11 protein-coding genes are annotated in these 14097 nt (G+C 67.5%); 8 read left to right on the top strand and 3 right to left on the bottom strand.

Translation table 11 applies throughout. From position 1 onward, the window contains the following. Positions 1–21: 21 nt before the first annotated feature. The 3 genes from BXA00_RS19815 (at position 22) to BXA00_RS19805 (ending at position 2794) form a co-directional block, all read left to right on the top strand. On the top strand, positions 22–1257 hold the full coding sequence (locus tag BXA00_RS19815; RefSeq protein ID WP_076522022.1) for a CaiB/BaiF CoA-transferase family protein: 1236 nt from the start codon (positions 22–24) through the stop codon (positions 1255–1257). A gap of 61 nt (positions 1258–1318) precedes the next feature. Further along, positions 1319–2224 (top strand): LysR family transcriptional regulator, encoded by a 906-nt coding sequence (locus tag BXA00_RS19810; protein WP_076520143.1) that lies wholly within the window; start codon positions 1319–1321, stop codon positions 2222–2224. Between the two features lie 129 nt (positions 2225–2353). Beyond that, on the top strand, positions 2354–2794 hold the full coding sequence (locus BXA00_RS19805; protein WP_076520142.1) for a CBS domain-containing protein: 441 nt from the start codon (positions 2354–2356) through the stop codon (positions 2792–2794). 90 nt (positions 2795–2884) lie between these two features. Here BXA00_RS19805 and BXA00_RS19800 read toward each other — a convergent pair whose 3' ends face one another. Beyond that, positions 2885–3649, bottom strand: coding sequence for a TSUP family transporter (locus BXA00_RS19800; protein WP_076520141.1), 765 nt, complete (start codon positions 3647–3649; stop codon positions 2885–2887). A 335-nt stretch (positions 3650–3984) separates the two neighbouring features. On the opposite strand from BXA00_RS19800, the gene BXA00_RS19795 reads away from it, so the two are divergent. The 4 genes from BXA00_RS19795 (at position 3985) to BXA00_RS19780 (ending at position 9381) form a co-directional block, all read left to right on the top strand. Then, the gene (locus tag BXA00_RS19795; protein ID WP_076520140.1) at positions 3985–4863 is read left to right on the top strand and encodes an FxLYD domain-containing protein; all 879 of its coding nucleotides are present in this window, start codon (positions 3985–3987) and stop codon (positions 4861–4863) included. Then, the gene (locus BXA00_RS19790) at positions 4853–5755 is read left to right on the top strand and encodes an FxLYD domain-containing protein (RefSeq protein ID WP_076520139.1); all 903 of its coding nucleotides are present in this window, start codon (positions 4853–4855) and stop codon (positions 5753–5755) included. The genes BXA00_RS19795 and BXA00_RS19790 overlap by 11 nt, the downstream gene beginning before the upstream one ends. Before the next feature lie 220 nt (positions 5756–5975). Then, a complete protein-coding gene (gene acnB, locus BXA00_RS19785) occupies positions 5976–8567 on the top strand; it encodes a bifunctional aconitate hydratase 2/2-methylisocitrate dehydratase (RefSeq protein ID WP_076520138.1) in 2592 nt (863 codons plus the stop codon). 217 nt (positions 8568–8784) lie between these two features. Then, on the top strand, positions 8785–9381 hold the full coding sequence (locus tag BXA00_RS19780) for a hypothetical protein (protein ID WP_076520137.1): 597 nt from the start codon (positions 8785–8787) through the stop codon (positions 9379–9381). Between the two features lie 93 nt (positions 9382–9474). Here BXA00_RS19780 and BXA00_RS19775 read toward each other — a convergent pair whose 3' ends face one another. Together BXA00_RS19775 and BXA00_RS19770 are read right to left on the bottom strand one after the other, a co-directional pair. Then, complete coding sequence (locus BXA00_RS19775; RefSeq protein WP_076520136.1) at positions 9475–11691, bottom strand: TonB-dependent siderophore receptor; 2217 nt, start codon at positions 11689–11691, stop codon at positions 9475–9477. A gap of 256 nt (positions 11692–11947) precedes the next feature. Next, entirely contained in the window at positions 11948–12886 is a 939-nt protein-coding gene (locus BXA00_RS19770) for a pirin family protein (RefSeq protein ID WP_076520135.1), read from the bottom strand. Positions 12887–13033: 147 nt separating this feature from the next. Here BXA00_RS19770 and BXA00_RS19765 point away from each other — a divergent pair, with 147 nt between their 5' ends. Then, the gene (locus BXA00_RS19765; RefSeq protein ID WP_076520134.1) at positions 13034–13942 is read left to right on the top strand and encodes a LysR substrate-binding domain-containing protein; all 909 of its coding nucleotides are present in this window, start codon (positions 13034–13036) and stop codon (positions 13940–13942) included. Positions 13943–14097: the final 155 nt, after the last annotated feature.

Here is a 14097-nt window from a genome sequence, read left to right as displayed (position 1 = left end):
GGTGACGAGATGCGCGACGAAATGGGCCTGAACATCGGCGCGGACCTGAGCCAGGACCCGCGCGGTGACCTGCCGCTGTCCGGCGTCCGCGTGCTGGACCTGAGCCGCGTGCTGGCCGGTCCCTGGTGCACCCAGACGCTGGCCGACCTGGGCGCGGAAATCTGGAAGATCGAAGCGCCCGGCCAGGGCGACGACACGCGCGGCTGGTCGCCGCCCGACGTCGACGGCGAATCCACCTACTTCATGTGCGCCAACCGCAGCAAGGCGTCGATCGCCGTCAACCTGAAGCACCCGGAAGGCCAGCGCCTCGTGCGCGAGCTGGCGCGCGAAGCCGACGTGCTCGTCGAGAACTACCGGCTCGGCGCCCTGGACGCCTTTGGCCTGGGCTATGAAGACCTGTCGGCGCTCAACCCGGGCCTCGTGTATTGCTCGATCAGCGGCTACGGCAGGACCGGACCGCGCGCGGACGAGCCGGGTTACGACTTCGTGATCCAGGCCGAAAGCGGACTGATGTCGATCACCGGCGAGCCGGGCGGCGCGCCGATGAAGCTGGGCGTGGCCATCACGGATCTCGTCACCGGCATGAATGGCGTGCAGGCGATCCTGGCCGCCCTGCTGGCGCGTGCGCGCAGCGGGCGCGGGCAGCACATCGACCTGGCGCTGCTGGACGGCGCGGTGTCCGTGCTGGCCAACGTCGGCGCGGGCTATCTGGCGGCGGGCCACGCGCCGCGCCGGCTGGGCAACGCGCACCCCACGGTCGTGCCCTACCAGATCTTCGCGACCCGCGACGGCTCGTTCGCCCTGGCGGTGGGCAACGATGCGCAGTTCGCCCGGCTTTGCGATCTGGTCGGCCGGCCGGAATGGCGCGACGATCCGGCCTATGCCACCAGCCGCGCGCGCGTGCTGAACCGCGAGCGGCTGATCCCCGAACTGGAGCGCATCTTCGCCGGCGAGGACACCGCGCATTGGCTGCGGACCGTGCGCGCGGCCGGCATTCCCGCCGGCGCGGTGCGCAGCGTGGGCGAGGCGCTGGATGCGCCCGAGATCGCCGCGCGCGGGCTGGTGGCCGACACGCCGGACGCCCGCCATGGCACGCTGCGCCTGCTGCGCTCGCCCCTGCGCCTGCTCGGCACGCCGCCGCGCGAACCAGCCGCGCCGCCGCGCCTGGGCGAACACACCGACGCGGTGCTGGCGCGCGTGCTGGCGCTGGACGACGCCGCGCTGGACCGCCTGCGCGCGCAAGGCGCCATCGCCTGACCCGATCGGGATCCGCCGCCCCGCCGTATCATGCGGCGTCTTCCCCGCCTGGACTTCCGCCATGGATTTGCGCCATCTCCAGCAGTTCCTCGTCCTTGCCGAAACGCTGAACTTCCATCGCGCCGCGGAAAAACTGCACATGTCGCAGCCGCCGCTGTCGGTGTCGATCCGCAAGCTCGAAGCGCAGGTGGGCGCCGCGCTGTTCGTGCGCGGCCGCCAGGGCGTCAAGCTCACGGAGGCCGGGCTGGCCGCGCTCGATGAGGCGCGCCGCGCCCTCTTCCACGCTGAGCAGTTCCGGCTTGCCGCCCGCGCCGGGGCGGCAGGCGAAGGCGGCACGGTGCGCATCGGATTCGTGGGGTCGGCCACGCACGACGTGCTGCCGCGCATCCTGCCGCGCTTTCGCGAACGCTATCCGGGCGTCACGGTGGTGCTGCGCGAGGCCACATCGATCCGCATCATGCAGGAGCTGGAGGAAGACACGCTGGAAGTCGGCATCGTGCGCGTGCCGGTGGCGATGGGATCGAGCGTGCGGCTGTCGCCGCTGACGACCGAGACCTTCGCGCTCGCCGTGCCCAAGGCGCACCCGCTGGCGCGGCGCAGCCGCGTGCGCCTGACCGACCTGGCGCAGGAGCCGTTCATCATGTACACGGCCACCGAAGCCGCGGGACTGCGCATGGCGGCGATCAATGCCTGCCAGTTGCGTGGCTTCACCCCGCGCATCACGCAGGAGGCGGTGCAGGTGCAGACCCTGCTGAGCCTGGTCGAAAGCGGACTGGGCGTAGCGCTGGTGCCCGCGGGGGGCCGGCGCCATCCCGGCACCGGCGTGGTCTACAAGGCGCTCGCCGACTTCCCCGCCGGGGCATCCATCGGCATTTCGCTGGCCTGGAATCCCGCCACCGAGCGCAGCGCCACGCGCAATCTGCGCGAGATGGCCGGGCTGGCGTTTCGCGACAAAAACCCGAAATAGCCGCCCCGCTTGCGGCAATGCCGCGGGCAGGCTTAGGATGGAGCATGGTCACGCGGCGGCAACCGGCCGGATTTCCGGTCCGGCGCCAGGGCGGACGTTAGAACCTCGTCACCGATTCGGGAGCACATCGTGAAGACAGTTGCTGAGCTTCTCAGGGAAAAAGCCAATCACGCCGTCGTGACGGTGTCGCCGGACTCGTCGGTGTTCGACGCCGTCAAGACGATGGCCGACCGCAGCATCGGGGCGGTGGTGGTGGTGGAAGGCGAGGTGGTGCTGGGCATGCTGACCGAACGCGATTACGCGCGCAAGATCGTGCTGCAGGACCGGTCATCGCGCACGACCAAGGTGCGCGACATCATGACCGACTCGGTGTATTACGTCAGCCCCTCGGATACGCGGGAACACTGCATGGCCATGATGACCGAACGGCACTTTCGCCACCTGCCGGTCATCGAGAACGACAAGCTCATCGGCCTGCTGTCCATTGGCGACCTGGTCAAGGACGTGATGAGCGAGCAGAAATTCATCATCCACGAACTCGAGCGCTACATCACGGGCGAACGCGGCTGACGGGGTGTTGCCTGGCGTGTTGCCTGGCGTGTTGCCTGCATGAAGGCCGGCGGCGCACGCCTTTGCGCGTCCCGCCGGGCTGCGCCGCACCTAGCCCGCCGTCAAGATCCTCGACGCCGGCACGATCAGGCCCAGGCCGGCGGCCAGCAGCAGCACGAACACCATGCGCTTGACGGTCTTCATCGAATTCTCGGTGCTGTAGCGCCGCGCAAACCACGTCACCCCGATGACGATCGGCAGCGCCTGCAGGCTCAGCCAGAACGACGACGCCGTGAAAGCCCCCTGCCCCGTCACCAGCGCCAGGCGCACCGTGGCGTTGAGCGAGAACAGGATGAGCAGGCTGTTGCGGATGGTGGCCAGCGGCAGCGGCTGGCGGTACAGGTGATAGACCATGGGCGGGCCGGCGCTGGAAAAAAGGCCGCCCAGCACCCCCGACACGCCGCCGAAGAACACGCTGGAAGCGCGGGAGGAAAGCTGCGCCAGCGGCTGGGTGCGGGCCACGAGCAAAATGGCGCACGCCAGGATGGTGATGCCCAGGAGCAACTGCAGCAGCACCGCCATGGACCCGCTGATCCATGTCAACGCGGCCACGCCCACCCCGACACCCGCCAGGCTGCTGATCGCGGCGGGCGTCAGCAAGGACCAGTTCACCTGCGGCCGGGCGCGCAGCAGCGTCACGGCGGCATTTGCCAGCGACAGCACGCTGACCACGTTGGCCACTTCGGACACGGTGGCAAGCTGGAACACGCCCGACAGGCCCAGCAGCACCAGGCCGAACGCAAAGCCGGTCATCGTCTGCGCATAGGTGGCAAGCGCCACGCAAGCCAGAAACAGCAGATGTTGATAGATGCTCATGCGGGGGAGCCAGACCTCGGCTCTGCCCGGCTGCGCGCCAGGGCGGCAGTGAGCGGATCGACGGGAGACGGCGTGGTAACGGGTTAACGGGTTAACGGATTTTTGACGCCGGGCATCATAGCACTGGCCGCGGGGGCCAACCGAAACGCCCCCTTGCCCCCGCATCGGGGTTGCACGGACGGGGCGATTGCACACATTTGGTCACAAGCTGATGCGCTCCCGCACCGCCTCCACATCGGGACGCCGCTATCCTTGCCGCCCGGCTAGCCCGACATGCCCGCCCCCGCCGCGCCATCCCGGCCCGCGCCTGGGGACCGCACGCCCGCCCCGCGAGAATGACGCCCAAACAGACCACGATCAACACGGTGACGCTGACCTGCTCCACCTGCGGCAGCGCCCAGTTCACCAAGCTGGACACCAACGAATACCAGTGCAGCCACTGCCACGCGGTCACGCTGGTCGAAGACAACGTCGCGCAGCGGCTGGAAAAGATCCTGCGCAACATCCAGAAGCCGCCTTCCGCGCCCATGAAGCCCATCGCGGTCGCGGCGATCTCGGTGGCGATCGTGGCCGGCGTCCTGGTTCCCCTGGCCGTCGGGTTGCTGGGCTCGCGCCCGTCGCCCTCGCCCGGCCGCAGCGCGGAACCGCCCATCGACGCCGCGCGGGTCAAGCTGACCGACGTCCAGGAAATCAAGGCGCGCGGCCGCACGCAACTGGTCATGATCGTGCGCAACGAGACCGGCCGCAAGATCGACGTGCCGCGCGTCACGGCGTCGTTCTTCCAGGGCGACCTGTCGCTGGCGACGGTATCCGGCTCGGCGCCCGCCCGCTCGCTGGAGCCGGGCGAATACACCCCCCTGACGATATCCGCGCCCGCCAAGGCGTTCAGCCGCTACGACCTGCAGGTCGGCACGCCGTCGCCCGCCCGCGGCAGGAACAATGACGTGGCCGCCAGCAAGGTGCAACTGGTCCGCAATGACGGCACTTACCGTCTGGTCGGCCTGATTCGCAACCGGGGGTCCAGCCCGGCCGGCAGCACGCAGATCACCGTGATGCTGTACGGCGCCGACGGCAGCCTGATCGGCACGGGCAACGGCTACGCCACGGCCAGCCCCCTGGCCCCGGACGCGCTGACGTCCTTCGACGTGCGCTGCGAGATGCTGCGCGATGGCGAGGTGGCCTCCTACGACTACATGGTGCAAAGTGAAAGCTGACCAGAACGCTGCCCCCGGCACGCCCCGGCGCCTGGCGCGGCCCGCCCTGGCCGGCCTGGCGCTGATCCTGTTTGCCGCCGGCGGATACGCCGCCTGGAAGTACACGGCCCTCGGGCCCGCGCGCCAGCCGTCCGGGGCCGCGGTCACGGCCAGCGCCGCGCCGCCGGCGGCCGAGCCGCCCGCCACCCGCATCGTGCGCGTCAGCCCCGCCAATACGCGCGTCATCGACCACGTGCGCCTGACCACCGAAGAGCTGCTGGACCCGGATTTCGCCCTGTTCGACGCCGGCGCGCTCAAGCTGTCGGCGCCGCGCCGGCTGCTTGACGAAATCGAGCGTCCCGTCCTGTATGCGGAACTGGTCAACACCAGCGACCGGTACGTTGCCCTGTCGCCCCGCGCCGAAATCGCGGTGTTCGACGGGTCGCGCCAGCTCGACCTGCGCCAGTCCTGGTCCCTGCCCACCCACCTGTACCCCGGCGAGCGCGTGCCGGTGGCGCTGACCGGACGCGTGGAACGCTATTCGGAAGTCAAGACGAACTGGCTGCCGGCCAAACGCGCCGCCCTGCCCGGCCCCAGGCCCGCGCTTGCCGTGACGGTGGAAAACACCGAGGCCGGCATCGGCACCGGCACGCTGAACTTCAGCTACCGCTTCCGTTACAAGTACGTGACCGTCCACGGCCGGGTTCGCAACGACAGCGCCGACGACGTCGAAACCGTGCGCGTGTGGGTCAGCCTGTACGACGCCCAGGACCAGATCACGGGCGCCACGTTCAAGGAGCTGCGGCTGCCACGCCTGCCGCCCGGCGACAGCGCGCCCTTCGAGGTCGACGTCAAGCAGTACGGGGGCAATTTCGCCCGCGTGGGCGTGGTCTACGACGCCAGCACGCCCTGAGCGGCCGGCCGCCCCCAACCGGTCAGGAGGCCCTGATCCCCCGGCGGCCCGCGCGGCCGCCGTTTTGCGCGGCGCCCCGCCGGCCGCGCCGTCGCCCCCGAGCAACAGCGGCAACGAGCAAGTCTTATATAAGATATAAGACATTTGCTTGCCGCCCCCACTTGCTTCTACAATTCCGGCCGACAACCCTTCTTCCAACCCGACTTTGAGCAGGCCTCACATGCTGGATACTTACCGCCAACACGTTGCCGAACGCGCGGCTCTGGGGATCCCCCCGCTGCCCCTTACGGCCAAACAAACCGCCGAACTGATCGAACTGCTGAAGAACCCGCCCGCCGGCGAAGAACAGAACCTGGTCGAGCTGCTGACGCATCGCGTGCCGGCCGGCGTGGATGACGCCGCCAAGGTCAAGGCTTCCTACCTGGCCGCCGTGGCCCTGGGCAAGGAAGCTTGTGCGCTGATCAGCCGTGCCAAGGCGACGGAACTGCTGGGCACGATGCTCGGCGGCTACAACATTGGCCCGCTGGTCGAACTGCTGGACGATGCGGAAATCGGCACCATCGCCGCCGATGCGCTCAAGAAGACCCTGCTGATGTTCGACGCCTTCCACGACGTCAAGGAAAAGGCTGACAAGGGCAACGCCAACGCCAAGTCCGTGCTGCAAAGCTGGGCCGACGCCGAATGGTTCACCAGCCGTCCGGAACTGCCGGAAAGCCTGACCATCACGGTCTTCAAGGTCCCCGGTGAAACCAACACCGACGACCTGTCGCCCGCGCCCGACGCCACCACCCGTCCCGACATCCCCATGCACGCGCTGGCGATGCTCAAGAACAAGCGCGACGGCGCCGCGTTCGAACCCGAAGAAGACGGCAAGCGCGGCCCGGTCAAGTTCATCGAATCCCTGAAGGAAAAGGGCCACCTGGTCGCCTACGTGGGCGACGTGGTCGGCACGGGTTCGTCGCGCAAGTCGGCCACCAACTCGGTGCTGTGGTTCACCGGCGAAGACATCCCCTTCGTCCCGAACAAGCGCTTTGGCGGCGTGTGCCTGGGCAACAAGATCGCCCCGATCTTCTACAACACCATGGAAGACGCCGGCGCCCTGCCGATCGAACTCGACGTGTCCAAGATGGAAATGGGCGACGTGGTCGAGCTGCGTCCCTATGAAGGCAAGGCGCTCAAGAACGGTGAAGTCATCGCCGAATTCGAAGTCAAGTCCGACGTGCTGTTCGACGAAGTGCGCGCCGGCGGCCGCATTCCGCTGATCATCGGCCGCGGCCTGACCGCCAAGGCGCGCGAGGCCCTCGGCCTGGCGCCGTCCACGCTGTTCCGCCTGCCCAAGGATCCGGTCGACTCCGGCCGCGGCTTCACGCTGGCCCAGAAGATGGTCGGCCGCGCCTGCGGCCTGCCGGAAGGCCGCGGCATCCGCCCGGGCACCTACTGCGAACCGAAGATGACCTCGGTCGGGAGCCAGGACACCACCGGCCCCATGACCCGCGACGAACTCAAGGATCTGGCCTGCCTGGGCTTCTCGGCCGACCTGGTGATGCAGTCGTTCTGCCACACCGCCGCCTACCCCAAGCCCGTGGACGTCAAGACGCACCACACGCTGCCCGAGTTCATCAGCACCCGCGGCGGCGTATCCCTGCGCCCGGGCGACGGCGTGATCCACTCGTGGCTGAACCGCATGCTGCTGCCCGACACCGTTGGCACCGGCGGCGACTCGCACACCCGCTTCCCCATCGGCATCTCCTTCCCCGCCGGCTCGGGCCTGGTGGCGTTTGCCGCCGCCACCGGCGTCATGCCGCTGGACATGCCGGAATCGGTGCTGGTCCGCTTCAAGGGCAAGCTGCAACCCGGCGTCACCCTGCGCGACCTGGTCAACGCCATTCCGCTGTACGCCATCAAGCAAGGCCTGCTGACCGTTGCCAAGCAGGGCAAGAAGAACATCTTCTCCGGCCGCATCCTGGAAATCGAAGGCCTGCCCGACCTGAAGGTCGAACAAGCCTTTGAACTGTCGGACGCTTCCGCCGAACGTTCGGCCGCCGGCTGCTCGGTGCGCCTGAACAAGGAACCGATCATCGAGTACATCAACAGCAACATCGTGATGCTCAAGTGGATGATCGCCAACGGCTACGAAGACGAGCGCACGCTGGGCCGCCGCATCAAGGCCATGGAAGCCTGGCTGGCTGATCCCAAGCTGCTGGAGCCGGACGCCGACGCCGAGTACGCCGCCGTCATCGAGATCGACCTGGCCGACGTGCACGAACCCATCGTCGCCTGCCCGAACGACCCCGACGACGTCAAGACGCTGTCGGAAGTCGCCGGCGCCAAAATCGATGAAGTGTTCATCGGCAGCTGCATGACCAACATCGGCCACTTCCGCGCCGCCTCCAAGCTGCTCGAAGGCAAGCGCGACATCCCGGTCAAGCTGTGGGTCGCTCCCCCGACCAAGATGGACGCCACGCAACTGACCGAGGAAGGCCACTACGGTGTCTTCGGCACCGCCGGCGCCCGCACGGAAATGCCGGGCTGCTCGCTGTGCATGGGCAACCAGGCGCAGGTGCGTGAAGGCGCCACCGTCATGTCGACCAGCACCCGCAACTTCCCGAACCGCCTGGGCAAGAACACCAACGTGTACCTGGGTTCGGCGGAACTGGCCGCCATCTGCTCCAAGCTTGGCCGCATCCCGACCAAGGACGAGTACATGGCCGACATGGGCGTCATCAACAAGAGCGGCGACCAGATCTACCAGTACCTGAACTTCGACAAGATCGCCGACTACAAGGATGTTGCCGACGTGATCGAAGTCTGATCGCTGCGCGCATCGCAGGCCTGACGGCCTGACGACGGCCCCGGTGCAAACGCCCGGGGCCGTTTTTTTTGCCTCTGTCCGGCGATTTAGGGTCGGCGCGCGGCCTGTATAACGAAACGTTTCAATACAATCCTCCCACGCGGCCGCGACTCGGCCGCGACCCGGCCGCCACGGCCGGGGAAGCCCTGGCGCATTTTTTCCTGGAGGAAGCCTGCCAATGATCCGGCTATTGCCGCCGACGCTGTTGCTGACGCTAGCCGGCTGCGCCACCGCGCCGCCTTCGAACCCCGACAATATCTGCGCCATCTTCCGCGAAAAGCCGGAATGGCACGATGCGGCGCTGAACGTGCAGAAGAAATGGGGCGCGCCGGTGCCGGTGCCCATCGCCATGATGTATCAGGAGTCCTCCTTCAAGCATGACGCGCTGCCGCCGCGCTATTACTTCCTGGGCATCATCCCGTGGGGCCGCGTGAGCTCGGCGTATGGGTATGCGCAGGCCAAGGATGAAACCTGGGCCGACTACAAGCGCGAAGCGGGCGGGTGGACGTCCAGCCGCGACAACTTTGCCGACGCGCTGGACTTCATGGGCTGGTACATGAGCAAGACGCAGCGCATCAACGGCATCTCGAAATGGGACGCCTACGGGCAGTACCTGAACTACCACGAAGGCTGGACCGGCTACCGCAACCGCAGCTACGACCGCAAAGCGTGGTTGAAGACCGTGTCGCAAAAGGTGCAGGCGCGCGCCGAGAAGTTCACGGCGCAGTACAAGAGCTGCGAAGCCAGCCTGTCGCGCGGGGGGTGGTTGTGGTGAGGCGCGCCGCTCACCCGCTGACGACGCAAAAAAATCCCGGCGCGGGGCCGGGATCGGTGAAGCGATGATGCGTGCGGGCCAGGCCCGCATCGATCAGAAGTCCATGCTGGCCGAGAGCGAGAACGTGCGCGGGCCACCCAGGACGAGGTAGCCGTTGCCCGGATAACCGCCCACCGACGACCAGTAGTTGCGGTTGGCGATGTTGTCCACGCGGGCACGCAGGGTCACGACGTGGCCGTCCACGTCCATCATGTAGCGCAGGCCGGCGTCAAAGCGGGTCCAGCCGGGAACCTTGAGCGTGTTGGCGTCGTTCGCATAGGACGAGCCCGTGTAGACCACGCGGCCGTCGATCGCCAGGCCTTCCACGCCCGGGATATCCCATTCCACGCCCATGTTCGCCTGGAAGCGCGGCACGCCGATGACGCGGTTGCCGTCCAGCGAGGCCGTGCCGGTCGAAACCTGCTTGGCGTCCAGCCACGTCAGGCCGCCCAGCAGGCGCACGCTGCGCACGGGCTCGCCGAACACGGTCAGTTCCACGCCTTGGTGGCGGTCCTTGCCCGAATTGGTCAGCTCATTGTTGGCGTTGTAGGCCGCGCGCGGCTTGTCCGTCGAGAAGTACGCCAGGCCGGCGCCCAGGCCTTCCCGCTCAAACTTCACGCCGACTTCCTTCTGCTTGGACACGAAGGGCGGCAGGCTCTGGCCCACGTTGGGCACCGGCTTGCCGCCTGCAGTCGCGGGCGCGGTCGGACCGGCGACCAGGGCTTCGATGTAGTTGGCGTACAGCGAAACGCTGGGCGCGACCTTGACCACCAGGCCAAACGCCGGCGAGTTGTGGCTGGCGTCGTAGGCGCCGCTTTCATTGCCGGTGTTGTACGCGTAGTCGCGCTGCGACATGCGTTGATGGCGGATACCGGCCGTGAACAGCACCTTGTCGTCCAGGAAGGACATCGTGTCGCCGATGGCGTAGCTGCTCAGGCGCGTGCGGCCCTGCAGCGCGGGGTTGTCCAGGTCGTTGCCGCGCAGCGCGGAAGCGCTGAAGGCAGGCTTGTCGTAGGAAATAGGATCGTAGATGTTCGTGGGGAACGTGTTGCGAAAGTCCATCACGTACGCGTTCTTCTTCTTCAGGTCGAAGAAGGAGGCGGACACGACGATCTCGTGGCCCACGGGGCCGGTCTGCGCCTTGGCGCGCAGGCCCAGTTCACCGGTGTTGACGCTGTCTTCGCGCGTGTTGTCGAAGCGGTAGAAGGTCCCGTCGCCGGTGCTGCCATTGGTGAGCGTGATGTTGCCCAACGAGTTGGCTTCATCGCTGCGGCGCATGCCGAAGGCGCCATATACCGTCAGCCTGTCGCTGAAATCGTGTTCGGCGCGCACGGTGCCGAAGACGTCGCGCTCATTGGAATAGGACCAGGGCTGCGCGTAATTGGAGCTGGCATCCGGGGCGTCGGGCACCGTCGTGACGCCCGCGCCCAGGGTCACGTTCGGCCGCGGGCGCTTGAGCTTGTTTTCCTGCCAGCCGATGTCGGCGGACAGGCGCGTATCCGCTGACCGCCAATCCAGTCCCAGCGACACCACGCTGGTGCGGGAATGCTCATCGTCGATGCCCGTGTCGCCGCTGCGCTGCGCTGCGTTCAGGCGAATCCCGGTGCTGTCGTCCGGGCCGAAGCGGCGGGCGATGTCCGTGGACAACAGGAACTGGCCGCCGCTCGACACACCCGTGGTCACGCGGGTCAGCGGTTCGTTGGGCGCGCGCTTGGGCACCAGGTTGATCACACCGCCAATACCGCCGCCGCCAGGCGTCGCGCCCGTCAGGAACGCCGTCGCGCCGCGCAGCACTTCCACGCGCTCGAACAGCTCGGTGGCGATGTACTGGCGCGGCAGCAGGCTGTACAGGCCGTTGTAGGCCACATCGTCGGAGCTCAGGATGAAGCCGCGGATGAAGTACGACTCCTGGAAATTGCCGAAGCCGCGCGCCACGCGCACGCCCGCATCGTTCTGCAGCACATCCCCCACGCTCTTGGCCTGACGGTCCTGGATCAGTTCGTTCGTATAGCTGGTGACGCTGAACGGCGTGTCCATGAAATCTTCCGTGCCCAGAATGCCGACACGGCCGCCGCGCGCCACCTGCCCGCCCGCGAAGGGCGCCGACAGGCCACCGGCCGACGCATCCGCGCTGGCCTCGACGCGGATGGCGTCCATCGAGGTCACCGGGCTGGCGGTAGTGGCGGAAGGGGTCTGGGGGGCGGTCTGGGCGTGGACGGCGCCGAAGCACGGCAGCGCGGCTGCCATGCATGCAAGAGTTCGAATTTTCATAACGGGATGCTGGTAGGGCGGAGAGGATCCGCGTTGCGGGGCAGATCCGCAAAATCCCGCGCTGAACCGACGTGGCGTCCGGAAGAACCGGCACCAACAAAGCCCGTTCGCCCTGGGGTCTTGAGGTCTAACGCAACAGATGTTACCAAAAGAGAATCGTTCTCATTGATTCTTTTATGAAGAAACAGCCCTCGCCCGTTGCGGCACGACAACAGAATGCCCCGGCGGGCTGATGCGGCGCCCGCCGCCCGAACCGCTAGGCCGCCGCGTCCTCGCGCTCCAGCTCGGCCTGGATCTCGGCTTGCGCTTGCGCCTCTTCGGCCTGGTAAGCCGCCAACGCCTGCTCCAGCGACCCCAGTCCCTGCTGCGCCGGCATGCCCTGGCCCGCGGCGGGAAGGTCGACCGCCGGGCCAGCGATCAGCACGAAGTGCGAAGGCGCGCATCCCGCCATCAGCAGCAGCACCCCTTCTTCGCCGTCCGGCTGTGCAGTGGCGGCCACAGCCCAGCCCGTCCGGACTACCGCGAAGTCCGGATCGCCGCCCGCCACCTTGGGCAAGGGACTCGCGCCCCGGCGGCAATGCCTGGCGCGAACGCCCAGATCGCCGTGGATCGCGGTGATCCAGGCGTTCCAGCCTGGCTGCAACGGCACCAGCGTGGTCGCCCCGGGGCGCAATTGGCCGTCCAGGATCAGCAGCGGCGCGGGCGTTCGCAGCGGCGACTCGCTTTCCCCGTGCTGGCCCGACACCACGCGTATGCGCCCCGAAGGGCTCTGGATCACGGGAATCTCCGCGGTGCGCAGGAGCGAGGTCGAGGGCGCCTGCGATTTCAGATCGCCAGGCAGGTCCATGAAAATCTGCAGACCGTGCAGCCTGGCTTCTCCCACGGGACGCTGCGCATGCACGAGGCCGCGCCCCGTCTGCGCCCAGTACAAATCGCCCGCGCGGATGTCGCGGCTGTCCGCGGCGCCCTCCAGGTTCTGCAGAACGCCCGTGCTGTCATCGAGCAGCAGCGTTGCCGCGCTGATGCCCGCATGCGAGTGCGGGCCGAACGCCGGCCCCGTCATGACGAAATGATCCACCAGCACGACCGGCGACACGCTCGTCGAAAAATCGGTATGGCGAAACTGCCGGATCTCGCACGAGTCGCCCTGGGACTTGATGGCGCCGGGGACAACGGCGCTGAGCTTAAGAGTCAAAAAAAACGCTACCTGAGTAATGGCTGAATGCGGCCACAGCTTATGCGCTCCCACAATCGGACAGTAGAGGCTGATTTCAGGAATAATTGTCCTGTCCGTCAGGACAATTGCCACAATCCAGCCCCGTTTTCCCTATTAAAACGCTGTATGCCTACCTACATTCACCGCGTCGATGACCTGCTTTTATTCAATGAAGTCGTCGAAAAAGGCGGCTTTTCCGCGGCCGCACGTGTGTTGAATATGCAACGTTCCAAGCTCAGCCGCCGGGTTGCGGACCTGGAAACCCGGCTGGGACTGCGGCTGCTCCAGCGCAACACGCGCCGCGTCTCGCTGACGCCGATGGGCGAGCAGGTCTACGCCCATGCGCAGGCCCTGGCCCGGGAAGCGCGCACCGTCTATGACCTGGCTGCGACCGTGGGCGACGCGCCTGCCGGTTTTCTGCGCATCACCGCCCCCTCGCCCCTGGCGGTCACCTTGGTGGGCAACCTGGTGGCGCGCTTTTGCCAGGCGAATCCCAACGTGCGCGTCCTGCTGGACACGCGCGACCAGATCATCGATCTGGTGGGCGAAGGCTACGACCTTGCGTTCCGCGCCCAGGCATCGTCGCTGACCGACTCCCGGCTGAACGCGCACGAGATCGCGCCGGTTGCCCTGGTGCTGGTCTGCGCCCCCGCCATGGCGAAGGCCGGAATCCGGCATCCGCGCGACCTGGCCGCCCTGCCCCTCTTGGCCCACGCCACGCAGGACGGCCCGCGGACGTGGCGCTTCACGGGGCCGTCGGGCGAAACCGAAACGGTGGAATTCCAGCCGCGGTGCCTGAGCAGCAACATGGACGCCCTGCGGGCGATGGCCTGCGCGGGCCTGGGCGTGGCGCTGGTGCCCCGCTACCTGTGCGCCGCCCAATTGGACTCGGGCGAACTCGTGCAGGTCCTGCCCGCCTGGGTCGCGCCGCCCGCGCGCATCTACGCCGTCATGCCGGCGCGCGGCGGCGAGCCGCTGGCGCTGCGGCGCTTCCTGGAATATGCGGCGGCGGAACTTCCCGCGCGCCTGGCCTGAGCCCCGATTGCGGACACGGGGTATTGCAGGCTTTGCGCGCGTCCGCCAAAGTAGGGGCTTCGCCATATCCGGGCCTGGCCGGCGCGAAACCACGGGCCGGAACTTTTGACGCGCCAGACAAGTCTTATATAAGATATAAGACACAAACCAAGATA

This window comes from Achromobacter sp. MFA1 R4 (genome assembly GCF_900156745.1).
Taxonomy (GTDB): Bacteria; Pseudomonadota; Gammaproteobacteria; order Burkholderiales; family Burkholderiaceae_B; genus Achromobacter.
The sequence above is the reverse complement of the archived record's forward strand: the minus strand, read 5'-3'. Positions and strand labels throughout refer to the sequence as shown.

What these genes read in the sequence shown, in the direction of transcription:
- BXA00_RS19815 (WP_076522022.1), top strand. Translation starts at nt 22, where the DNA reads ATGGGCCTGAACATCGGCGCGGACCTGAGCCAGGACCCGCGCGGTGAC.
- BXA00_RS19810 (WP_076520143.1), top strand. Translation starts at nt 1,319, where the DNA reads ATGGATTTGCGCCATCTCCAGCAGTTCCTCGTCCTTGCCGAAACGCTG.
- BXA00_RS19800 (WP_076520141.1), bottom strand. Translation starts at nt 3,649, where the DNA reads ATGAGCATCTATCAACATCTGCTGTTTCTGGCTTGCGTGGCGCTTGCC.
- BXA00_RS19795 (WP_076520140.1), top strand. Translation starts at nt 3,985, where the DNA reads ATGACGCCCAAACAGACCACGATCAACACGGTGACGCTGACCTGCTCC.
- acnB (WP_076520138.1), top strand. Translation starts at nt 5,976, where the DNA reads ATGCTGGATACTTACCGCCAACACGTTGCCGAACGCGCGGCTCTGGGG.
- BXA00_RS19780 (WP_076520137.1), top strand. Translation starts at nt 8,785, where the DNA reads ATGATCCGGCTATTGCCGCCGACGCTGTTGCTGACGCTAGCCGGCTGC.
- BXA00_RS19775 (WP_076520136.1), bottom strand. Translation starts at nt 11,691, where the DNA reads ATGAAAATTCGAACTCTTGCATGCATGGCAGCCGCGCTGCCGTGCTTC.
- BXA00_RS19765 (WP_076520134.1), top strand. Translation starts at nt 13,034, where the DNA reads ATGCCTACCTACATTCACCGCGTCGATGACCTGCTTTTATTCAATGAA.